The sequence below is a fragment of the Rania fehmarnensis genome (genome assembly GCF_056494185.1).
This window is the reverse complement of the sequence record NZ_CM151398.1, coordinates 4,992,440-5,015,626: the sequence shown is the minus strand read 5'-3', so window position 1 is coordinate 5,015,626 and position 23,187 is coordinate 4,992,440. Positions and strand designations below refer to the sequence as shown.

14 protein-coding genes and 1 riboswitch are annotated in these 23,187 nt (G+C 55.0%); of the genes, 5 read left to right on the top strand and 9 right to left on the bottom strand.

Translation table 11 applies throughout. The features are described from left to right. Positions 1–127: 127 nt before the first annotated feature. From SH573x_RS16945 to SH573x_RS16920, 6 genes are all read right to left on the bottom strand, one after another. Entirely contained in the window at positions 128–1,222 is a 1,095-nt protein-coding gene (locus tag SH573x_RS16945; RefSeq protein WP_479348815.1) for a GTP-binding protein, read from the bottom strand. A gap of 14 nt (positions 1,223–1,236) precedes the next feature. Further along, a complete protein-coding gene (locus SH573x_RS16940) occupies positions 1,237–4,617 on the bottom strand; it encodes an aminotransferase class I/II-fold pyridoxal phosphate-dependent enzyme (RefSeq protein ID WP_479348814.1) in 3,381 nt (1,126 codons plus the stop codon). Positions 4,618–5,054: 437 nt separating this feature from the next. Further along, positions 5,055–6,263 carry an iron-containing alcohol dehydrogenase gene (locus SH573x_RS16935; RefSeq protein WP_479348812.1) on the bottom strand — a complete coding sequence of 403 codons (1,209 nt, stop codon included), beginning with the start codon at positions 6,261–6,263 and terminating at the stop codon, positions 5,055–5,057. After that, complete coding sequence (locus tag SH573x_RS16930) at positions 6,260–6,517, bottom strand: hypothetical protein (RefSeq protein ID WP_479348811.1); 258 nt, start codon at positions 6,515–6,517, stop codon at positions 6,260–6,262. The genes SH573x_RS16935 and SH573x_RS16930 overlap by 4 nt, the downstream gene beginning before the upstream one ends. 139 nt (positions 6,518–6,656) lie before the next feature. After that, positions 6,657–8,816, bottom strand: coding sequence for a hypothetical protein (locus SH573x_RS16925; RefSeq protein ID WP_479348810.1), 2,160 nt, complete (start codon positions 8,814–8,816; stop codon positions 6,657–6,659). 198 nt (positions 8,817–9,014) lie between these two features. Then, positions 9,015–10,274, bottom strand: coding sequence for a beta-ketoacyl-[acyl-carrier-protein] synthase family protein (locus tag SH573x_RS16920; protein ID WP_479348809.1), 1,260 nt, complete (start codon positions 10,272–10,274; stop codon positions 9,015–9,017). Between the two features lie 335 nt (positions 10,275–10,609). Between SH573x_RS16920 and SH573x_RS16915 the strand changes: the two genes are divergently transcribed. The 4 genes from SH573x_RS16915 (at position 10,610) to SH573x_RS16900 (ending at position 18,444) form a co-directional block, all read left to right on the top strand. Then, positions 10,610–12,898: a DUF1592 domain-containing protein gene (locus SH573x_RS16915; RefSeq protein ID WP_479348808.1), complete on the top strand. Its 2,289-nt coding sequence runs from the start codon at positions 10,610–10,612 to the stop codon at positions 12,896–12,898. Positions 12,899–12,903: 5 nt separating this feature from the next. After that, positions 12,904–14,217 carry a DUF1552 domain-containing protein gene (locus SH573x_RS16910; RefSeq protein WP_479348806.1) on the top strand — a complete coding sequence of 438 codons (1,314 nt, stop codon included), beginning with the start codon at positions 12,904–12,906 and terminating at the stop codon, positions 14,215–14,217. A gap of 277 nt (positions 14,218–14,494) precedes the next feature. Further along, a riboswitch (cobalamin riboswitch) is annotated at positions 14,495–14,751 on the top strand. 142 nt (positions 14,752–14,893) lie between these two features. Continuing rightward, entirely contained in the window at positions 14,894–15,775 is an 882-nt protein-coding gene (locus tag SH573x_RS16905; protein WP_479348804.1) for a DUF4465 domain-containing protein, read from the top strand. 1,256 nt (positions 15,776–17,031) lie between these two features. Continuing rightward, positions 17,032–18,444, top strand: coding sequence for a phosphoglucose isomerase-related protein (locus SH573x_RS16900; RefSeq protein WP_479348802.1), 1,413 nt, complete (start codon positions 17,032–17,034; stop codon positions 18,442–18,444). A 263-nt stretch (positions 18,445–18,707) separates the two neighbouring features. On the opposite strand, the gene SH573x_RS16895 is transcribed toward SH573x_RS16900, so the two are convergent. Further along, the gene (locus SH573x_RS16895; RefSeq protein ID WP_479348801.1) at positions 18,708–19,940 is read right to left on the bottom strand and encodes a PP2C family protein-serine/threonine phosphatase; all 1,233 of its coding nucleotides are present in this window, start codon (positions 19,938–19,940) and stop codon (positions 18,708–18,710) included. Positions 19,941–20,292: 352 nt separating this feature from the next. Between SH573x_RS16895 and SH573x_RS16890 the strand changes: the two genes are divergently transcribed. Beyond that, positions 20,293–20,961, top strand: coding sequence for a PEGA domain-containing protein (locus tag SH573x_RS16890; RefSeq protein ID WP_479348799.1), 669 nt, complete (start codon positions 20,293–20,295; stop codon positions 20,959–20,961). Between the two features lie 405 nt (positions 20,962–21,366). Here SH573x_RS16890 and SH573x_RS16885 read toward each other — a convergent pair whose 3' ends face one another. Both SH573x_RS16885 and SH573x_RS16880 read right to left on the bottom strand, forming a co-directional pair. Next, on the bottom strand, positions 21,367–22,827 hold the full coding sequence (locus SH573x_RS16885) for an arylsulfatase (protein WP_479348798.1): 1,461 nt from the start codon (positions 22,825–22,827) through the stop codon (positions 21,367–21,369). Between the two features lie 48 nt (positions 22,828–22,875). After that, positions 22,876–23,124, bottom strand: coding sequence for a hypothetical protein (locus SH573x_RS16880; protein ID WP_479348797.1), 249 nt, complete (start codon positions 23,122–23,124; stop codon positions 22,876–22,878). Between the last annotated feature and the right edge of the window lie 63 nt (positions 23,125–23,187).

Here is a 23,187-nt window from a genome sequence, read left to right as displayed (position 1 = left end):
GCCAGCGTCGCCAGACGGTGGAACTGAGTAGCCACCGTCGCCAGACGGTGGATGCGGTTCAACTGATCGTCCACCGCATGGCAGTGGTGGCTACGTATGGCAACCGTGGCTACGTAAAATCGCTGAACTACTGGACGCGATGCGTTGGCACTGGCCGACCAGGACGGAAGCTCTGGAGCGAATCAATGGTGGCAGTCACGCCACGATCGGCGGTTAGTTGAGCCACCGCAGCTTCGATAGTTTGTTGAAGCGATTCGGGATCAACGGCTACACGAGCGTTGATGACGATCTCGCAAGTTGTGGCCTGACAGTGACTGGCCAGGGACAATGTGACGCTGCTTTCGCTACTGACCAGATTAGCGACGGCCGAGTTACCATCGGACTGAGCAATAGCCTTTAAGTGAGCCGGTTCAACGTTTAGTTTGCTTAGTCTTTGTTTGATGTCTTCGATCAAACCCACGACATACTCATCCATATCGATTGGCGATTGGCTAGCGACACTTACGGTAGCGTTCAGCCAGCCCAGTTCGGCTTCGCCTTCCGCGTAAACATCGTAATCGACTTCCATCATCTGACTGCGATGAGGCGCCGCTTGCGCCAGGGCGCTAACCAGGCTATCGATGTTCTGACCGGTCTTGCCTGAGACACGCAAAATTTGGCGGCCAGGGAATTGGTCGGCCAGCAGTTGTTCGAGAGTATCAACCGTGGCGGGATCGAGTTCGTCGACACGATTGATCAACAGCACATCGGCTTCTTCTAGTTGTTTGCGAAAGATGTACTCGGCTTTCGGCGAAAAACCCTTGCCAGTGCCAGAAAGGATCTTCAAACCGTGCGAGGGTTTCAATACCACTGCGTAGGGTGTAATCTCAAAACGTTCACCCAGCAGATCCATCATCGGTAGGGCCACGGTGGCCACCAGGTCAGTACAGCTGCCTACCGGTTCAGCCAAAATGATGTCAGGGCGTTGTCGCTGGTTAAAGCTGGACATGGCATCGGTCAAGCCATTGAAGTTGCAGCAGAAGCAAGAGCCAGCAACTTCGGCAACTTCATAACCGTAGCTTCGGAGGAGTTGTGTATCGACCAGGTCAGCCGCTTGATCGTTGGTCACGATACATACATGCTTACCCTGGCTCTGATAGTAGCTGGCCAGTTGAGCAAGAATGGTTGTCTTGCCGGCGCCTAAAAAGCCGCCGATCATCACGAAGCGAATACGCGGGGTCATGGACGCTTCTCGAGTTATATGGCAGTGCGCATCACTTCGGCCAGCGAATCAGCAGTGGCTGAAACGGTATAGCGAATTTGTTCTTCGCTATGCGTGGAGTTGATGAAGAATCGCAAGCGTGCGGCTGTCTCTTCAACAGCTGGATAGAGAATGGGCTGAACGTTGATGCCTTTTTCGAACAGCTTGCGCGAGAGCAACAGGGCATGGAGCGAATTGCCGGTGATCACTGGAATAACAGCCGTCTGTCCCGAATCGCCAGTATTGAGTCCACGTTTCTTGGCTTCAGCCAGGAATAACTTGCTACGTTGCTGCAAGGTAGCGACGCGGTCAGGATGCTCGCGCAATGCTTTCAGGCTAGCCAGACTGGCGGCAGCGTTGGGTGGTGAGAGTCCGACGCTGAACACAAAGCCTGGTGCTGTGTAACGCAAGTACTCGATCAGTTCTCGGCAACCTGCGATGTAACCGCCGCAACTGCCGAACGACTTGCTAAGCGTGCCCATCCAGATGTCCACATCGCGTGGATTGACACCAAAATGTTCGCCGATACCGCGCCCCGTCTTGCCCATCGTGCCCATCGAGTGAGCTTCGTCGACCATCAGCCATGACTTGTGGCGCTTCTTGACTTCGATAAAGCGCGGCAATTCTGGGAAGTCGCCGTCCATGCTATAGACGCCTTCGACCACGACCAGAATGCGGCGATAGCTGGCGCGGACTTCCGCCAAAATGCTTTCCAGGGCCTGCCAGTCGTTATGTGGGAACGGACGACGTCGCGCACCTGAAAGGATTGCACCTTGCACGATACTGTTATGGGAGAGCGAATCGTGGACGATCAAGTCGCCGGGTCCTACCAGATGACCAATGGTTGTTTCATTGGTGGCATGGCCGCCGACCATGACAACCGAGGCATCGACTCCAACCCATTCGGCGATCTCACGCTCGAGTCGACCGTGTAGATCTTTTTCACCACTGACCAAGCGCGAGGCACTGACGCTGGTGCCGTATTTGTTCACAGCATCGATCACCGCCGTGTTCACGTCGGGGTCACCGCTCATGCCGATATAGTTGTACGAAGCAAAGCTGATCAGATCGCGACCCGCAATGCGCGTCGTATCGCGCGTGGTACCTTCATGCACAGTGAAGTACGGATTCGGTACACCGGTGAGTGCAAACTGCGCCATGGTACGCTTCAGCTTGCGATATTCTGGCAACTGATCGAAGCGATACTCTTCCGGCAATACTTCGCGACTATCGACCGGCTTGAGGCCAGTTTGCGTGGGCACCAGGTCGCGTCGAATGCGAACCTTGCCAAAGTGAGCTTCGATGGCACTAGCGATCTCGCGAATAGTCTCGATCTCTTGGATGACTTCTTCCGGGAAGCGACCGCTGAAGGTTTGCTCCAGCGAATGCGCAATCTGCATGCGCTCCAGGCTATCCAGGCCCAAGTCCAAGATGATATTGGTGTCGAGCGTTAGATCTTTGGCCCGTTCTTGTGCGACCGCTTTCACCGCATCCATGACAATGTCGACGATTTCATGATCCAGTTGGGCACCGGTGGTGGCCAGGGCTTCGGCGGATGCAGCGGAATCAAGATGGTTGACGGTGGAGGCAGCGATCATCACATCGCCGCGTGGCAAGTCGAGTTCCCAGACTTTCCAGTTGGCGACATCTTTGAGCGTGCCCTCGACATATTCCAGCTTGGCTGCATGCCGCTGCACTTTGCCGCTGGAAGTGCGTGGCAACGTGCCCATGCGAACCAACAAGACGGCATCGGGCGGTAGCTCATGTTGCTGAGTCACATCGCGACGAATGGCTTGGATGATCGAGCTGAAATCGGTGCCTTCTTTCTTGGGCACTTCCGCGCAAATAATTAAGCGCTCGCGATCAGCAGCGTTAACTGCAAAGGCAGCGACCAGGCCGCCTTTGAGCATCTCGTGAGCTTCTTCTGCGGTTTGTTCGATATCTTGCGGGTATCGATTGACTCCGCGAACGATGATCATGTCCTTCAGGCGGCCGGCGACGAAGATCTGGTTCTTGTAGATGAAACCCAGATCTCCTGTGCGCAGGTAGGGGCCCGAACCATCGGCAGTTTCTGCATGAAAAGTTTCGCGGGTGGATTCGTCCTTTTCCCAATAGCCGCGACCGACGCTGGGACTGTTGACCCAGATCTCACCGATCTCGTCTTCGCTCAAAGGCATACGCGTTTCGGGATGTACGATTATGACTCGTTCGCCAGGCAGTATCTGTCCACACCCGACCAGTTCACGTGCGCCGTCGGCACCCGTTTCTGCTTCGACAACTCGATTGGATTCTAATTGGCGTGCATCAAAGCAGGCCGTCAGCGGTTCCTCAGGCTGGGGACCACCGCTAACGATCAGCGTGGTCTCAGCCATTCCATAACACGGCAGAAACGCGCGGCGCTGGAAGCCAACTTTCGCAAAGCGTTTCGCAAACTGATCGAGGGTCGACGGACGAACCGGCTCAGCACCATTGAAAGCCGTTTGCCAACTGCTCAGGTCGATTCCTTCTAGTTCATCATCGCGAATCTTGTCCACGCACAATTGATAAGCGAAATTTGGTGCACCGCTGATGGTGGCTTGGAATTTCGATATCGTCCGCAGCCAACGAATCGGTTGCTGCAAGAACGTCATGGGACTCATCAATGTCAACGGGCAACCGGCAAATACCGGCATCAAAATGCCCCCGACCAAACCCATGTCGTGATAGGTGGGTAGCCAACTGACACCGCGCGAATTCTGGCGCATGTCAAAGGCGTGCATGATCATTTCCGTATTGCGCACCAGATTGCCATGCGTCAACATTACGCCCTTGGGGCTACCGGTAGATCCGGACGTGTACTGTAGGACCGCTAGGTCTTCTGGTTTATTGCGGGGATTGGTCCAGTGTTGCTTGTAGTCCGTCGTCAACGAATCAGTGGCCACAATCGCAATTGATTCCCACTCGACCCAGTTGGCGTCGCCTTCGATTTGCTGACGCACATGTTCGTTGGTCAGCGCCATGTGAGCCTGGCAATCATGGGCAATACCGTGGATGCGTTGGCCTTTGCGATTGCGGCGCGGCGGATACGCAGGTACCGCTGTTGCACCGGCATATAGGCAGCCAAAAAATCCAATCACGAAGTCCAGCACGGGTGGATAAACCAACAACACACGCTGACCGGCGGCGCCGTGCTTTTGCAGATACCCCCCAACATTGCGAGCAGCTGCATCCAACTGTGCGTAGCTGAGTGATATCTCTTCTTGTTCACTATCGGTGAAGTAGAAGGCGATGCGGTCGGGGCGATGAACAGCCCAATGCTGCAAAACGGCAGCCAAATCAGTACGAGGAGGTAAGGGGGCACCGTGAAAATAAAGCGAAAAGTCAATTTCGCTTGTCATAGTTTTCATTTCCAAAATCCGACCCTACGTTCGTCTTCGAAGGTTTCCGCTGAGGCCGCACACCCACAGAGTGTACCAAAACTTTGCCAAGCTTGCGCAGGGTTCCAAACTGCGCCCAAACATGCTTATCGTTACCCCCCATGCAGGCGGCATGATAGCATGCGGACCCAAGTATTCATGAGACATATATCGACACAACCCAGCCAGAGGCGCTAGCCGCGAGTGTAGAAACGCTGGATTATCCGCCAGCGTCGGTGTGCAGCGGCGTTAGCCCTTGGAGTGCTGCGGCGCAGCCGTAGCTTTGATGTGATAACCCAACTGTACCGCAGCCTGCACGAACTAGGTGACTCCAAGCTTTCAGAGCGACTCAGGCTGCGGCATGAGGCTTCGCGTACATCAAAGCGGTGCCAGATGGCACCGCACTCCAAAGGTTGCGGTCAGTACGCAGCTTGTAGAATCGCCCGCAGGTCGGCTTCGGTGGGGGCACGTGGGTTGGTGTCCATTAGCCGCTTAATATTAAAGGCTTTGCTGGCAACCGGAGCCAACTGATCTTCATTCATACCGAGCTGGCGGAGCTGAGTGCGAATGGCAAGATCTTTTTGCAACTGTTCGACCAGGCGAACCGCATGCTCTGATTGCTCAGACTCATTCATCGCCAGTACTGCGGCATCGTCACCGGACAAGTGTCGAGCGATGGCAGCAAAATCGCTTATGCGCGTTTGCAAGTTGTATCGCATCACATGCGGCAACAGCAAACCGTTGCCTTCGCCGTGACTACAGTGGGTCAGCACACCGATGGGATATTCCAGGGCATGCACCAACGCCACGCCACTATTGGAAAACGCCATACCTGCCAGCATGGCGGCCAGCGCCATATCATCGCGCGCTGCCCGATCGCCACCATGGTCGACGGCTTGTTTGAGGCTTCGGCCAATCAAACGCACCGCTTCAAGTCCCAACAATCGCGTAAAAGAATAGGAGCCGACGTACGGGCGTTCTAGTTGAGTGGCCCCGGGTATCTCGAGGCTCGAGCGGGCTGTAATGCCTTCTATGGCGTGCACCAGCGCATCAATGCCACTGTGAGCCGAGACATGGGCGGGGCAGGAGTCGGTCAAGTCTGGATCGACGATGGCCGCCGCAGGTCGCAGGTAATGTGTAAGCGAACTGACTTTAGTCGCCGCAGCATGATCAGTCAGCACCGACGAGTTAGAAACTTCACTGCCAGTGCCGGCAGTGGTCGGACAAGCAATCAGCGGTCCAACGGGTCCTGGTACTTTGTCAAAACCAAAGTAATCCGGTGGCGCGCCACCATGTTTGAGCAGGATGCCTACCATCTTGGCAATATCGATGTTACTCCCACCACCGACCGCGATCAGCCCATTGGCACCAACTTTAGAGGCCAACTCGGCGGCTTCAACAGCGCACTCTACAGGCGGCTCGGGCTGGCAACCGTCATACACATGACATTTCAGTCCTGCAGCCTCAAGCAGCGAAGTGACTCGATCGGCCAGACCCAGTCGAGTCAAATTTGTATCCGTGATGATGAGCGCGCGACTAACTTGCAATCGCGCCGCCAGAACGCCCAGTTCATTCAGCGTGCCACGTCCAAACAGGATGCGACCCGCAGTTGCAAATTGCCAGCTCACAGTTTGCCTTCTAGCATCTTGACGACCAACTCGGGGTTGTCTGATTTGCGCAAATGTTCAATGTGTTCGGCCGCCATGCCAAGTTTCTCAAGATTCTTGACTAGGGTGTCCCAGACTTTGGCTCGCTTCTTACCTTCAGTCAAATAGAGCTCTGTTACTAACTCTTGTGCGCGTTGCAAGGCAATATCATCGCGGTTGTTGTAGTAACGCTTGATGATCGATTGCTGATGACGACTGAAGTTTTCCATTCCCATATTAACACCTTTTACAGCCAACCTGATTGCCTTGGGATCGCTCGCACTTGGGTTAGTAACTAAAACGCTACCAGCCAAAAGTTAGAGGACGCGCCCATCGCCGGGCAACGTCCTCTGTTATCTATCGACATGCCAGGCGTTATTCGCCTACGAGAATCCAGTGTGAGACGGTAACACCTTGGTTATCGACTACAGTGGTCCCGGCAGCTTTGCCTAGCTTCTTGAAACAATCCCAAATTTGCAAGACATCATTGCCAGAGGGGATCGGTGGGCCGCCTTCTTCCTCTGGGCCCAGCGGAGCGTCCATGTCCTCGGTGGCAGTGGACAGTCCATAGTGCACCCAGGGCTTGATGGCCGTGAAGATTCCAGCGAAATCGACAAAGCCCACTGCCGCAACCGGTTCGTCATCGCTGTACCAGGCTGGTCGCGCCGCCAGTGGGCGATCGGCAAACATGTCTTTAACTTGACGAGAACTATAGCCAAAGACGGCGACGTCTTTGTTGATGGCCATTTGAATCTCGAACTGATCCCACGGTGGTGGGGCACCCATCGGGAACCAGTAGCGCATGCCACCATCGGCCAACGTTTCTTCACGAGCGTCGGGAACTTTGGCATCAGGAGGAATCTGTCCTGGATTCTCTTCGCGAATGAGCGCGATGATGTCGTTAATGCTCGCGATAATCTCGTCGCAACCGGCCAAGAACAAGTCTTTATTCTTGAGCTTGACGGTCCAGGCTACTTCAGGCAACGGCAATGGAGCAGGCGGTGGTGGCGCGTCTTCGCTCAGCTGCGTCGCAGTCGTCAGCGCAGTAATCGCCATCAGCGATTCGTTCTGATCCATACCCGCGCACAGTTTGTCTTTTACCGCGCTAATCATCTTTTCGATGATCGGGATGACCTTGGCGGCACCCGCGGTAAACTTCTCCGCGTCGCCCTCTTCCATCATGCCCGAGTCGGCAATCAGTTCCACATGTTTAGGAATCGCTTCCATAATGGCCGTCATAATTTCGCCGGGTTGCTTCAGCCACTTTTGACGCATGGCGATAAGCACCAGCGGCGAGCTGCCACCATGTTTGGTTACCGCCAGAGGCTTGGCATTTTCAAACATCCAGTTGGGCGTCCAATCGTAGGCAAAGGACTCAAATCCATCAGCGGATTGAAAACCGTAGCCCAATGCGTCCTTGAATTCAGGCATCATTTCCGCGACCTTCTCATCGAGCCACTCGCAATCGTCGAGCAGTTTTTCGCGCCAGTCGTCGAACTCATCGGAATCGAACTGGGCAGCCATGGGGGTGGTCGCTTGCAGAGCGATACGCTGGAAGTAATTTCCAAATTGCATCTGCATGGCCGCGTCGCGAAAAGCACCCGAGGTATACTGAACGGTGCGCAGATTGTCGGGCTGGTTATCCACCAGATGTTTGATCGCAGGCGTCGTCAGCAGGTTGGTGGCTTTGCCAAGTTCGGTCAGCGTATTGGCGCTTTCGCTGACGGAGAACATCAGTCGATTGCTCACTACACCCAACGACAAGACCAACTTGCGTCCCTCCAGCAGATCGGCCACATGGTCGACGATCTCTTGAGCATCGGCATTGGGAATCGGAATCTCTTCCCAGGGAATGTCTTTCGCATCGAACGTCATAGTCAGCAGTTGGCCGTTAGCCAAATCAGCATGCTTCAGTTGTTTCGCAAACGGCTTGAGTTGCTCGGCCTGCGAAAGCGCCAATTGCAGAATGCCCTCCAGTTGATCCAACTGAGAACGCGCATTGGCATCTTCGCTCAATTTGAACCCGATGACCGTCGTCGGAATGGGGATCGCATCGAATTGCTCTTTGGTCATCGACAAGAAGTGATCGCGCATGGCATCGGGATCTTCGGCATCAAGTCCTGCCATCTCGTACTGCAGGTTCGAAAACGCTGCTACAAACTTGGTCCAACCTTCTTCGCCGATCACGAAACACTCTTGAGCGACCATGTCGCTCATCAACGACAAAATATCGCGGGCAATACGACCGGTCAGAAAACTCTTGACTTGTCGCGTACGAGGATCGGGATCATCCCACTTGTCTTTCAAGTAAGCTTCCAGATCCTGCATATAAGGAACCTTGCGCAGTGTTCCGATCCAACCGGATTCATACTCTTGGATCATCGACTGACGAAGGTTCAACGTCGAACTGTAGAAAGCGGCCTGGCTGGTTGCCAGCGACAGGCCAGTGGTATCCAGCGCTACCTTGCCTTCAGCCTGTGCGGTGGCTGTCGCCTGCGCGCTGGCTTGCCCGGTTAAAAGAATGAAGCACAGCATCAAGCCTAGTGACGCTCGCAGCCCGGCATTTCCTATCCGAACTATCCAACGACCACACTCCATAGTAGCCCCTCGCTATTTGATTTGTTTGATAAACCGATACGTCCCCGGATTGTATCAAATGTCGTTGCCAGCAACCCTGGCAGACAGGATTCGAAAACTAAGTTTTCAAAATTCGCGCAAGCGAACAGGCGACTCTCACAGGCTGCGCACAATCACTACGCTGTTGATACCCAGCATGCCAAAGGAGTTGTTCAGAATATAGCGGACGCGTTTGACTTCGCGTGGTTGATTGACAACTAGCCCCGGTAGGGCACAGTCGGGGTCAAGGTTCTCGACGTTGATCGTGGCATGGCAGACGTTGTCGTTCAAGCTTGGCAGGTTGCCGGCAAGTTCCAATGCGCCCGCCGCGCCCATCGTGTGACCGATGAAGCTCTTGGTGTTGTTGAAGTTGATTTGCGGGCAACCTTCGAACACATTGCGCAAAGCTTCGCATTCTTGTGAATCGCCACTGGAGGTGCCGGTGGCGTGCGTGCTGACGATATCAATCTGGTCGGCGGCCAGCCCACCACGTTTGAGCGCCAGATTAACGCATTCGGCTTGGCGAGTCGGATTGGGCAATACAAAGTCGGTGGCGTCGGTATTGATCGCATACGATACGACTTCAGCCACGATATTGGCACCCCGCTTGCGAGCATCGCTGAGTCGCTCTAAGACATAGATACAGGCACCTTCCGATACCACGATTCCATTGCGATCGCGATCAAATGGTCGCGATGCTTTGGCTGGGTCTTCATGAGTGGCCAGCGCGCCTTGACTTTTGAAGCTGGCAAAAATTCCAAAAGTATGAATGCTCTCCGACACTCCGCCTGCCAGAGCCAGATCGCATTCATCCAAACGCAACATTTGGACACCTTGAATGATGCCCGCATTGCCAGCTGCACATGCTGCGCCGATGGTGTAGTGCGGACCGGTGATGCCCATATTCAGCGCAATCTCACCAGCTGGGTTGTTAGCCACGGTGCGAGGGTTGTGGTGATGGGACCAGTACTGAGTGTCGTAATCGAACGCTTTGATCTGATAAATTTCGTTTTCAGTTTCGACATTACCGTGTTCGGTCACGCCAATGTAGATACCGACGCGTGAACGATCGAAGTTGGCCCAGTCGATGCCACTGCGCTGAATAGCTTGATTGGCTGCCCACACGCCGACGCTACCGGCGCGTGTGCCGCGACGTACATCTTTCTTGGATTGATACTGAGTCGCTGGAAATTCGCATACACCAGCTAAGGTTTTGCCGACATAACGAATCTCGTAGTCTTGAACGCCGCTGCGGCCGGCCAACAAATTTTCGCGGTACTCTTCCAGACTGTTCCCGTTCGGACTAGTCAGTCCTATCGCTGTGATAACAATGCGCTGTTCGTCGGGTAATTGGGCAGCTTTGTCGATGGCAATCATGGGCAGGCCAGGCAAGGTCAAACATAGGGTGGCAGAGACGCCCGAATTATAGCAAAGCGGATAATTTGAGTAGGTGCGATTCCGCGAAATCGATTTTCCCAGGGGCAGCCCTAAGTCATTTTGCCCTAGACAATTCACCTGGGTGCCATTTGACGGGGCGATTCTCGCTAGCGTAAAATAGGACTGGCAGCCGATATGTCGATTGTCGGTGCCTGGTCAAGCCACTGCTGGATCACCCACCTCCCGTCCAAATCCCGCCTATAATGTTCAGTCACCCGTTTCTCCCTCCTGCACAACCTGGGTGGGTGGATGACGGTCCGTGAGAGTGACTACCAATGCTTAAATCACTGACATCATTAACGGTCGCTGCCTGGGCGACTGTCTGCGCATCGGTTTCGCTGGCTCAAGACGCCTCTCGTGGCGAGGCCGTATACAAGGCGCAGTGCGTGGCGTGCCATGGATTGGATGGACAGGGTACCAAGGACAAATACAACGAACCGCTAGCCGGTGATTTGTCGGTCACAGAACTGGCCAAGGTGATCGACGAAACGATGCCTGAGGGAGCACCAGAGAAGTGCTCGACTGAAGACTCTGCGGCAGTAGCTGCTTATATCCACCAGGCTTTCTACTCTGAGGTAGCCCGCGAACGACTGCGGCCAGCTCGCATTGAACTGGCCCGTCTGACCGTACCCCAGTACCGCAACGCCATCGCGGACCTGTTCGGCAACTCTGACTCGACGCAGTACATCTGGGATAGCCCCGAAGGACTCAAAGGGCATTACTACGATGCGAAGCATTTTCAACATGAAAAGCGGGTTTTCGAACGCGTCGATCCAGTCGTCAGCTTCGACTTCGGTGCCGGTCGACCCGACGATGAGAACTTCCGCGATAAGAATTTCGCGATTCGCTGGGAAGGATCACTGTTGGCCGCTGAGACAGGCGCTTACGATCTGGTTGTTGAAACGGAAAACGCGTTTCGCCTCTACCTAAATCACGACCGCAAGCCGCTGATTGATGCTGGTGTACGCTCTGGCGATGATCGCATCTTCCGTGGATCGATCTTTTTGATCGCAGGTCGGGCTTACCCGATTCGACTGGAATACCAGGCCGCTGAATTGACTTCTTCGGTTCAACTGAAGTGGAAAACGCCTCGCGGCATCGAGCAGTTAATTCCTTCGCGAAATCTGCGCAGTTCACGAGGCGGCGAGGTGATGGTCGTCGCTGCGCAGTTCCCACCGGATGATTCCAACGCCGGATTTGCGCGTGGCAATTCCATTAGTAAAGAATGGGATCAAGCCACCACTGAGGCCGCGCTATCGGTAGCGGATATGGTCGCTGCCAAACTGAATCAATTGGCTGATACGAAAGTTGATGATGCAGAGCGGGTGGCGAAGATCAAGAACTACTGTGGTCAGATGATGGCTCGCGCCTGGTCGCGACCGTTGAGCGACCAAGAGCGAGCCGAACTGGTTGAGCGTTTCTTTACTGAAGGAGTCACGCCTGAACTGGCAACAAAGCGTCTAGTGTTGGCCACGCTAAAAAGTCCGAGTTTCTTATTCCGAGAAATTGGACAAGCCAAACATGCCGACTCGCGGGTAGCGACTCGTTTGAGTTTTGGCATGTGGGATTCGCTGCCGGATCGACAGCTGATCGAAGCGGCCCAGCGCGGTGAACTGAATACACCTGATCAAGTCGCAGTCCACGCCGAGAGGATGCTGAGCGATCCACGAACTCGTGCCAAGATCCGCCAGTTCGTCGGTTTGTGGTTGAAGCTGGATAGTGAGATGGAGTTGAGCAAGGACTCAGCCGTGGTGCCACAATTTGGCGACCGAGTCGCCCATGATTTGCGCACGTCGATCGAGTTGTTTGTGGAAGAAGTGGTTTGGAGTTCTGGCAGTGATTTTCGTGACTTGTTGCGGGCCGATTACTTGTGGCTGAATCGTCCGTTGGCGGAGATCTACGCACCAGAGTTTGCGGCCAGACAAGGCGACAAACTGGGCGATCACTTTGTTAAGGTGCCCAGCGGAGCGGATCGATCTGGCGTACTGACCCATCCCTTTATCATGTCGACCTTGGCTTATCACGGCAGTAGTTCGCCGATTCATCGCGGTATCTTCGTGGCTCGCAATTTACTGGGCCGATCGATCAAGGCGCCGCCCGAAGCCATCACGCCGATTCCTCCTGAACTACATGCGGGTCTGACGACGCGTGAGCGCGTCGCGCTCCAGACCAGCCCTGCGTTTTGCCAAAGCTGCCATACGATGATCAATTCGCTGGGCTTTGGCTTAGAGAATTATGACCTAATTGGTCGGCTGCGAGCTCTGGAAAAGGATAAACCTGTCGATGCTAGCGGGACTTATCGCGATCGAACTGGTAAACTAGTCAACTTCAACGGCAGTCGTGAGCTGGCGACTTTCCTCGTCGAAAGTCCGGAAGCACAGATGGCGTTGATCAATCAGTTGTTTCAGCACTTGGTCAAGCAGCCACCGGCCGCCTTTGGACCGGACACCATGCCGGGTTTGCGCACGCGGTTTGTGGAAAACAATTACAGTATCCGAAAGTTAATCGTCGACATCATGCGTGTTTCGGCAGTGCGTGGCGTTGAATTGCAAAATGAGGGCTAACGGTTATGAGAAGCTGGGATCGTCGTTCATTCTTGCGTGATCTAGGTATTGGCGCCGCGGCCTTGCCATTTGTTTTGAACCTGCCGAGTTTGGGTTGGGCGTCGACCACTCCAGGTCGCCGTCAACGCCTGGTGGTTATCTTCAGTCCCAACGGAACCTTTCCTGACCGCTTCTGGCCCGACGCTGAAGGCGAAGACTTTCAGCTGAAAGAGATCCTGCAACCCTTAGCACCCTTCAAGAACCAAGTGGCTACGTTGAAGGGCGTATGCGACAAGATTCGCGGCGATGGCGACAGCCACATGCGTGGCATCGGCTGTTTGCTAACCGGCATCGAGTTGTTCCCTGGCAACGTCCAGGGTGGCTCCGATACGCCCGCCGGTTGGGCCAGTGGCCATTCGATCGATCAAGAGATTGCTCGTTACCTGCAAGCCAACGAAGCCACGCGCACGCGCTTCGGATCGCTCGAGTTTGGTGTGGCGGTACCCGAACGCGCCGATACTTGGACGCGGATGGTTTACTCGGGTCCCAATCAGCCGATCGCTCCGATCGACAACCCGTATCAGATGTTTCGCAAGCTGTACGGAAGTGTTGAAGATCGCGCTAGCTTGCTGAGCGTGCTTGATTCCGTAGCCGGCGAACTGACCAAGGTGCAATCGATCGTCAGCAGCGAAGATCGACAACTGCTCGAGAAACATACGACGTTGGTTCGTCAGCTCGAACAAGAACTGGCCGCGCCTCAAACGCAGCTGGATCATCCAGTTCCCGAATTACCCGTGGGTGTTAGGGATGACAATGACAACATCCCCACGATCAGCAAGATGCAGATTGACTTAATGGTCAACAGCTTCCTGGCGGACTTCACCCGCATAGCCACGTTCCAAATCACCAACTCTGTGGGGCAACCCAAGATGAAGTGGATTGGTATCGAAGAAGGCCACCATGAGCTGTCTCACGAACCGGACACTAATCAAGAAGCCGTCGACAAACTGGTCAAGATTAATACATGGTATTGCGAACAAGTTGCCTACCTCGCCAAGCGTTTAGCCGAGACGCCTGAACCAGGTGGAGAAGGTTCGATGCTGGACAATACCTTGATCGTCTGGACCAACGAACTAGGCAAGGGCAACTCTCACACACTAGACGACATACCATTTGTACTGGTAGGTGGTGCACCCAACATGAAGCTTGGACGAGCTTACAGGTTTGATCGTGTACCGCACAATCGCTTGTTGCTCTCGATGGCTCATGCGTTTGGTCACCACATCGAACGTTTCGGCAACGCCGACTACACCGGCGAAGGCCCGCTATCGCTAGGCTGACCCACAAACCCCGGCATTAACGGAATTTGCCCTGGTTCGTGCAAATCGTATTGAAGCGTTTAACCGGTCCGGTTTCTAAACGCAGAGTGCGCTGAGTCCGCAGAGAGAACGCTAAAGATCAGACATTGATTGACAAACCTTCTTCTCTGCGATCCTCCGCGTCTCTGCGTTTTAAAGATGAACCCTCTAACCGTTTGCGCGATTTGTCTGACAGTGCCACAAGCGTGCGCGGCCACAACAGCCAAGCTACTTGACTTGGCTGCTGGCTGGCTATAATCTGACGCTCAGCCACTTTGGTGACGCGGGAGATGCCGATTTCGCTCCGCGCGTGAACAGGGAACTCCGGTTTAAATCCGGGACGGTCCGGCCGCTGTGAGCTACCGCGGTGGGAAATGCTGTGCCTTAGCACGGTTTGCCCATCCACTCGAGCTTCATCTAAGAATGCCATTGCTTGCCCCGAGCAAGTGAGAAGGCTGGCGAAGCACTTCGAGCAGCGTAGCAAGTCAGAAGACCTACCAAAGGCGAGACGATAAGTGCCCTCCTGGGTTGGGGCGGTCGTTGCAGTCGACCATCGACTGATTTGCTTAGCTTTCCAGTAGCGGAAGCCGTCAAGGCTTTCGAGTCGACCGTCAACTGCATGTCGCCGATGGCGGTCGAAGTGCTCGAGGAGAATCTCGTGAATAAATTCTTTCGTCGCGTAAGCGCCTGCGCGCTCGCAGTCTGGGTAATCAGCCAGAGTAGTTTGGTCACGCGGGCCGATATCGTTGTGTCCACTTTCGAAGAACCGGGCTTGGCCGCGAACCTCAACGCGGATTTGTCATACGAAGGACAGAGCGAAACGGCCAGTCAATTTCGTTCCGGTGCGGTTACTTTTGACAATGATGGTGTCTTCTTTGGTGGCAGTTCCTGGAGCGGCTTTGGCTATTCGCGCCGCACGGTACCTGGAGTTGGACAGAACTTGTACGACAGCAGCAATGACTTAATCGCTCGGCCGGGGACCGGAGCGGATGGCTCTGCTACGTGGGCAGTTGTCGGTTCGGGTGGAATTATGACAGCTGACGCTGGATATCATTTTCAGTCGATGAATCTGGCCAACGCGCTTTACACATGGGACTCGATGGCCAACGGCGATCCGTTTGCAGGTCCAGCCTTTAGCGATGGCGGCGGCACAGGACGTTTTACGGGCCTCGACGATTTCTTTACGGTGCGTTTCACCAATACTTCGACGGCAGCGTTTCTGGACTTCAATCTGGCCGACTATAGACCGCCAGCTCAGCCAGGCGATCCCACTGACTACGTCTACACCGGCTGGGAGCTCTTTGACGTGTCGAATCTTGGAGCTTCGCAACTGAGCATCAGTTTCCTCGGTTCGCGAGAATCCAACTTCATTCCGCCTCCCGATCCTCCGCAATGGTTCCTTGACACACCAGCCTATGCTGCTTTGGACAATATCAGCGTAGCCAGCATCGTCGCTGTACCAGAACCCACGAGCCTGATGCTAGTTGGCGGCGCGCTGATCGTCGCAATCCGACGTCGATTGGCGAGTCGCACCCTCTAACCCAAGGTTGCGTTTACCTGAGCATCTCGTTTAACCCGTAGCCGTCAGGCGAGGCGCACCCTCTAACCCAAGGTTGCGTTTACCTGAGCATCTCGTTTAACCCGTAGCCGTGAGGCGAGGCGCACCCTCTAACCCAAGGTTGCGTTTACCTGAGCATCTCGTTTAACCCGTAGCCGTGAGGCGAGGTGCACCCTCTAACCCAAGGTTGCGTTTACCTAAGCATCTCGTTTAACCCGTAGCCGTGAGGCGAGGTGCACCCTCTAACCCAAGGTTGCGTTTACCTGAGCATCTCGTTTAACCCGTAGCCGTCAGGCGAGGCGCACCCTCTAACCCAAGGTTGCGTTTACCTGAGCGTTTGCGTGCTTAAAGCGATCGTTCGCCGTTGAAAACTCGCCTTCTTCGATTGCCTGGCCTGCGGCCACGGGTTAAACGATGACGCCGCGTGAGGCGAGGCGCACCCTCTAACCCAAGGTTGCGTTTACCTGAGCATCTCGTTTAACCCGTAGCCGTCAGGCGAGGTGCACCCTCTAACCCAAGGTTGCGTTTACCTGAGCGTTTGCGTGCTTAAAGCGATCGTTCGCCGTTGAAAACTCGCCTTCTTCGATTGCCTGGCCTGCGGCCACGGGTTAAACGATGACGCCGCGTCAGGCGAGGCGCACCCTCTAACCCAAGGTTGCGTTTACCTGAGCATCTCGTTTAACCCGTAGCCGTCAGGCGAGGTGCACCCTCTAACCCAAGGTTGCGTTTACCTGAGCGTTTGCGTGCTTAAAGCGATCGTTCGCAAGCGTAGTCACCTCCTTCGATTGCCTGGCCTGCGGCCACGGGTTAAACGATGACGCCGAACTGGCTAGGCAAACCCTCTAACCCAAGGTTGCGTTTACCTGAGCGTTTGCGTGCTTAAAGCGATCGTTCGCCGTTGAAAACTCACCTCCTGCGATTGCCTGGCCTGCGGCCACGGGTTAAACGATGACGCCGCGTCAGGCGAGGTGCACCCTCTAACCCAAGGTTGCGTTTACCTGAGCGTTTGCGTGCTTAAAGCGATCGTTCGCCGTTGAAAACTCACCTTCTTCGATTGCCTGGCCTGCGGCCCTGCGGCCACGGGTTAAACGATGACGCCGAACTGGCGAGACGCACCGTCAAGCCTGACGCAAACGAGTGCATCCATGGTTTCGCTGGGGGCGCTGAGTCTATATCCTTTAGAGCGTCGGTACAGGATATTGGTTGAGTACCCCTTAGACTCTTTAGGTAGAAGACATATGCAACTCTTGCGGTTTGATCCATCGGCGGCTTTTCTGAGCGGTTCTGGTCTTGATCGAGCTCAAGTTCAATCGCTGGAACCAACCTTGGAAAAACTGCGACAAGAAGTCGTTGAAATTGATCTCGAGATGCTCGCCGGCAAGATCCCCACGCCTGCCAGCAAACAGCCATTGGACGCGGCCTTTTACATGCTGCCGGAACGTTTGCTGGCCGAGTATCAACAAGACCGACGCGGTAGCGAACTGGCTCGCATTCTGGCTGTGGCCAAACAATTTCAAGAATCATTGGATCGAGTTGTCGTGTTGGGCATCGGTGGCTCGTACATGGGCGCTCGCGCCCTGATGGATGCGTGTTGCCAACCGTATTGGAACGAGTTGTCACGCGGTGCGCGGGGCAGTCGACCACGTATGTACTTCGAAGGTAACAACGTCGATAACGATGCGTCGCAAGGTCTGTTGCGACTGTTGGCAAGCGAACCAGCAGCCGATGGCCAGCCGAACTGGGGTATCGTGGTCATTAGCAAGAGCGGCGGTACCTTGGAAACTGCTGCCGCCTTTCGACAATTTTTGGCGGCCCTCGAAAAGGCGTGTGGTGGAGATGCCGAGCGCGTGCGTCAACGAGTGATACCGGTTACCGGCGATAGTGGCAAACTGTTCAACTTTGCACAAGAGCTGGGCTGCAGCGACGTATTTCCAGTTCCCGATGGTGTTGGTGGACGCTTCTCGGTGCTCTCAGCCGTAGGCCTCGTGCCCGCAGCTATCTTGGGTCTGAATGTTGTGGAATTGCTGCAAGGCGCAGCGGCTATGAACAAACATTTTCGTGAAGCACCTGCGGCCGAAAATGTGGTGCTGCAATATGCGGCTGTCAATCACTTGATGGAGTCCAAGCGTGGCGCGCATGTTCGGCTGCTGAGCGTGTGGAGCAAAGCTCTGGAATCGGCCGGCATGTGGTATGACCAATTGATGGCCGAAAGCCTGGGCAAGTTTGAGAAAGGGGCCACACCGCTAACCACGCTCAACACCCGCGATCTGCACTCCCGACATCAACAACATCAAGAAGGTCGTCGCGACAAACTGGTCAACAATGTGATCGTTGAAAACTATCGCGATGATCCGCTGCCCATCGGCTCGCGATCCTCAGATCCTGATGGACTGAACGAGATCGCCGGCAAGACTTTACCAGAAGTGATGCATGCGGCTATCGAAGGCACCAATCAAGCACTCCGCGACGATAATCGACCTTCGACCAATATCTACTTGCCGCGCACCGATGAAGCTTCGCTGGGGCAATATTTTCAAATGATGATGCTAGCCACGGTGATCGAAGGCAGACTACTGGGCATCAATCCCTACGGCCAGCCTGGGGTGGAAGCCTACAAGAAGAACATGAATCGATTGCTGGGCAGGAAGTAAGCTCCCCCGCCCGCAGACTTCGGCTAGCGCCTCGTCTGCGACCTCGCCCAGCGAAGGAGATCGTACAGCTTTTAAGTCAGTTGCAGCGAAACAATTTGTATGACGCATTCTGCTGCGAACACTTCGACTTCGGTAACGAGCCCCCTCCCGGAGCCTAGCTTAACGCTGGCTCCGACCTCCCCCAAGCAAAGCTTGGGAGAGGTGACAGTCACGACTGCGTCGTGGCAAAGAGTTCCAGCTTGAAACATCAAATCGCCAGTGGCTCACAGATCAATTGCTGAGTCGCTGGCGTTTTCATTTCGCTGCTTGCGAATCTGCTGCATCAGTTCGATGATGACTTGCGACTGAATGCGAGCGGCGGTCGCAAAATCCTTGGCATCAGCAGCGGAGCGTGCAGCGTGAAATTTCTTCTCGATCGGTGGCCAATCAATCTTCCACTTCCGTTCGACCGCTGCTTCGCGCAGAGCTTTCATCGTACCGGCAAGATACTCGAACAGCGCTAGTGTGGGCGTGGCTTTGAATTGTCGATGCGGGCCTTTGCCGTAGCGCGAACTGTTGTCTTCGCTCGGTCCTTGGCTCTGCATGATCTGCAAAAATCCAGTACCTAGTGCGATCAGACCTAGCACAGCGGCTACGATCGCCACTGGCGGTGCCCAAACTGAGAGTATTAGCGCGGCCAGTAAACAGACTCCGGTGACTACGGCCAAAGCCGGCGAGAACTTACTCCAGTCCATCGGCTGTTTGCGATTAAACGACGCGCGTTGATCGTGACTGGCGATCGAATGTTCGACGACTTCCACTACGATGGCTGTAATGTTATCGGGGCCACCGCGCAGATTGGACAAGTCGATCAAGATCTGTGCGGCTGTGTCAGGTGGTAACACACGCAAGAAGGCAGCGATCTCTTCATCGCTAATCTGTCCGCTTAGTCCATCCGAGCACAATAGGAATCGATCACCGACAGCGACGGGAAATGGACCTTCCAAATCCACTTGAACTGCTGCATTGGGGCCCAGCGATCGCGTGATCACGTTTTTGGGAATGACGCCGCTGCGAGCCGTTTCATCGGTGACTTCACCGGCCGCTTGCATCTCCCAAACCAACGAGTGATCAAAGGTCAATTGATACAGATAATCACCGTGCAATTGATAAACGCGACTATCACCGACGTGGCCTAGCACTGCTCCTTCCGGCAGGAGAGTCAGCACACTGGCAGTGGTGCCCATACTGCGGAATTCGATGTTGGCTTGACCGCGTCGAAAGATCTCAGCGTTGGCTTCAGTGAAAGATTTTCGCAGCGCGTCAACTGGCAGCGAGTTTTGCTGTTTGATGTACTGATGAGGAATTAGGTCGGCTGCTAGTCGCGAAGCCATTTCGCCGGCGGCGTGAGCTCCCATGCCATCGGCCACGAGGAACAGGTGACCATATTTTTCCCACCCTGTTTGCGACTCGGCCAACATGACCGCAAAAGAGTCCTGGTTGACGGCTCGGCGCATACCGATATCCGAGAGCACCGAATATTTAACGGTACACTTCCAGTCGGTCTTGGAGGCTGGTGGGGTTGGTTCGCTGACGGCCAAGTTTTTGCTAGCTGAATCTCATCATGCGCCGTTTCGCCGTACACTCCGCGACGGATCGGGGCTGGTTAAGCTCTTCCCTGACATGCATTAGCAAAGTTTAGCTATCTCAGCGCGCAGTTGCCATAGAGCGCAGGGCCGCAGAGGCTCGAATTCGACCATGTAGTTGGTCAGCAGGCGGGAATTCGACCTAGCCCTCAAAGTTGACCCTCGGTAAACTTCGCCCCGCGAGAGTCTCGCTTTGGAGCTTTCGAGTAAGTTGGAGACCGCCGTGGCCTGGAATTCAAACGTTTCAAAATCGGTTATCCTCCTGACGCTGGCTCTCAGCCAAGTTGGGTGCGTGCGCCGACGCTTGACCGTGCGCACCAATCCGCCGGGGGCGTTGGTCTATGTCGATCGCCAACTGATTGGTCCTAGCCCGGCTTCCACTTCAGTCACGTACTATGGCACGCGACACATCGAAGTGGTCGGGGATGGATATCGCACAGAAAAAGTATTGCGGACCTTCAATCCACCTTGGTACCAGGTGCCTCCGCTGGATTTCGTTTCTGAAACGTTGTGGCCCTGGGAACTACACGATAATCGTGTTGTTGATATCACTATGGTGGCTCAGCCCACGGTCCCGACCGAAGAGCTGATCGCCCGGGGTGATCAGATGCGCACGCAAGCTGCGGCTGGCATCGCTGTGCCATTGACTCGCACGCAAGGACCGCCCGATCCGCCACCGAGACAGATTCTTCCCCCTGAACCACCACCCTATGTACCACCCACTGGCGACTTCACCGCGGATCCAGGCAGAATGCCCGGCACCGTCGTGCCGCCTGAGATCAACCAACCCTGGCGTCCAGGTTCTATCCTGCGCAACATTTTTACTCCTGGACCAAGTATTCCCGAAGTCGGCGGACTGCAAGGTGGCGGCTATCGACCACCCACACCCTAAGCCGTAGCCGAAGTCGCCAGACTTTGGACGCGTCACCATATAGATTCATCCAATCTCGGGCGAGATCAGCTACAGGCAATTTCGGCACTGGCAATGCTGCGCATAGCCAGCACCACCCCCGCTAACCTGCGGCCGTTAGCAGCATTAGCCCCGGTTGTTGCTCGACACATCGTGGACGTTCAATAACCGAGGCTAACGCCTACGGCTTAGTCATGCCATTTTTGAACGCAGAGAAACGGAGGATCGCAGAGAAGACAGCATTTACTCCGCGGGCTCTGCGAGCTCTGCGTTTCAAAAAGAAACGTTGTAGTGCGGCTGTTCCCGGCCGCTCAGCACCTGGCAAGTTGCTGGCCTATACCGCTGGTCGGAAGTCAACCGAGGCTAACGCCTACGGTTTAGTCGCGATTAGTCGATACCCGGGAGCGGAAAGAGTTGGCTGGGAGTGTGCTGCTGGACCAGCATGGCTTCAAGCTTGGCGACAATGGCTGGATTCGAGATCGCTAAGTTGTTCGTTTCGTTGGGGTCGGTGGCCAAGTCATATAGCTCGGTCGTCGGCGGCAGTTGTTTTCGCTTGGCTGCGCTCATCTGTTGGCGGACCGCTTTCCAGTTGCCAACGCGAATCGCTTGCTGACTACCATAACCCGGCGATTCCCAATACAAAAACGGATGCGGCTCAGTAAGTTCTTCGCCCCGCAGCAGGCCAGCAAAACTCTGTCCATCCAGTCCGCTCGGTGTGGCCAGACCCGCCAGTTGGCATAACGTCGGATAGAAGTCCCAGTGGGCCCCTGCCCAATCGCTGGTTCGACCCGGTGCTATCTTGCCGGGCCAACGTACGATCAGTGGCACGCGAATGCCACCTTCATATAAACTGCCTTTCAGTCCGCGCAGCTCACCGGCAGATCGGAAGTACTTGGAATCACTTCCACCCAGTCGATTGTAGGTTGGGCCATTGTCACTGGTGAAGATGACAATGGTCTTCTCGTCGAGTTTCAATTCCGTCAAACATTTCAAGATTGCCCCGACGCCAGCATCCATATGCGTAACCATTCCCGCGTAAGCAGCGCGCGGGGTGGGATGTTGCAGGTACGCGGTGTGTTTGTAATCTTCTTCGGCAATGGTTTGGCGATAAGGTGCCACGGCTGATTCGGGTGCTTGAATCGAGAGGTGAGGCACAATCCATGGCAAATAGAGCAAAAATGGTTGCTCACGGTTGGCTTGGATGAAGGCTACTGCTTCATCCACAAAGCGATCTTGTGAATAGCTGTGGCCATGCAGCGTAGCTGTGTTGCCACTCTGCAGTTCCTTCTGATCATTGCGCCATAAGAACTTGGGATAATGATTGTGCGCGTGCACCTGGCAGTAGTAACCGTAGAACAAGTCGAAACCATGTCGAGCCGGATCACCGGTGGTGCCAACATGGCCCAAGCCCCATTTGCCCATCGCACCCACGCGATATCCAGCTTCCTTAAATGCGCGGGTAAATGTCTGGCTCGACTCAGGAATGGGATACTGCCCCGGAAACTCCCAGCCATACTGGGCCTTTAATTCGTCCATACCCATGGGGTTGGCGTTGTCACGAATGAAGGCATGTCCGGGATGCAAGCCGGTCATCAGGCAGCAACGGCTCGGTGCACAAACGGCGTTACCACTATAGAACTGAGTGAACTTCAGGCCATCGCGCGCCAGGCTATCTATGTTCGGAGTCTGGATAACTTGCTGGCCATAACATCCCAACTCACCCCAGCCCAAATCATCGGCCATGATGAAGATGATGTTGGGACGCTCAGCGTGGCATGGCGAAAAGAGTATCGTCAGCCAGGTTAGAACGAGCAGCGTTGCTCGGCCGCATTGAAACTTCCATTGCATAAGTCAGCGCAATATCAAATTTCAACTTCCAGTATCAAAGATGGATTTCTAGGAGCGGTTTTGCTTGCTGGCTCGTGCGTACGCAGGTGCAAGACGTTTGACGGATCGTGCCAACACAACGGCGACCACTGCAGCGATACCGATGATCATCCACTGGGCCAAGTGATCCGGATGAGTGATATAGTGGAGTATGCTATTGCTGGAGCCGGCATCGGCGGCGTGGCCCGGATGAGCCCAGGTGGCTTGAGTCAGGCAGCCAACACACAACGTCGCCAAGAGGGCAGATCGGATTCGCATAACGCTTCCTCGCACAATGTGGTAAGAACGGTGTGAAACGCAGAGGCAGCGAAGCACTGATGG

Coding starts and splice junctions, on each gene's coding strand:
- SH573x_RS16880 (WP_479348797.1), bottom strand. CDS start 23,124: ATGCGAATCCGATCTGCCCTCTTGGCGACGTTGTGTGTTGGCTGCCTG.
- SH573x_RS16900 (WP_479348802.1), top strand. CDS start 17,032: ATGCAACTCTTGCGGTTTGATCCATCGGCGGCTTTTCTGAGCGGTTCT.
- SH573x_RS16940 (WP_479348814.1), bottom strand. CDS start 4,617: ATGACAAGCGAAATTGACTTTTCGCTTTATTTTCACGGTGCCCCCTTA.
- SH573x_RS16895 (WP_479348801.1), bottom strand. CDS start 19,940: ATGCGCCGAGCCGTCAACCAGGACTCTTTTGCGGTCATGTTGGCCGAG.
- SH573x_RS16925 (WP_479348810.1), bottom strand. CDS start 8,816: ATGCTGTGCTTCATTCTTTTAACCGGGCAAGCCAGCGCGCAGGCGACA.
- SH573x_RS16930 (WP_479348811.1), bottom strand. CDS start 6,517: ATGGGAATGGAAAACTTCAGTCGTCATCAGCAATCGATCATCAAGCGT.
- SH573x_RS16920 (WP_479348809.1), bottom strand. CDS start 10,274: ATGATTGCCATCGACAAAGCTGCCCAATTACCCGACGAACAGCGCATT.
- SH573x_RS16910 (WP_479348806.1), top strand. CDS start 12,904: ATGAGAAGCTGGGATCGTCGTTCATTCTTGCGTGATCTAGGTATTGGC.
- SH573x_RS16915 (WP_479348808.1), top strand. CDS start 10,610: ATGCTTAAATCACTGACATCATTAACGGTCGCTGCCTGGGCGACTGTC.
- SH573x_RS16885 (WP_479348798.1), bottom strand. CDS start 22,827: ATGCAATGGAAGTTTCAATGCGGCCGAGCAACGCTGCTCGTTCTAACC.
- SH573x_RS16945 (WP_479348815.1), bottom strand. CDS start 1,222: ATGACCCCGCGTATTCGCTTCGTGATGATCGGCGGCTTTTTAGGCGCC.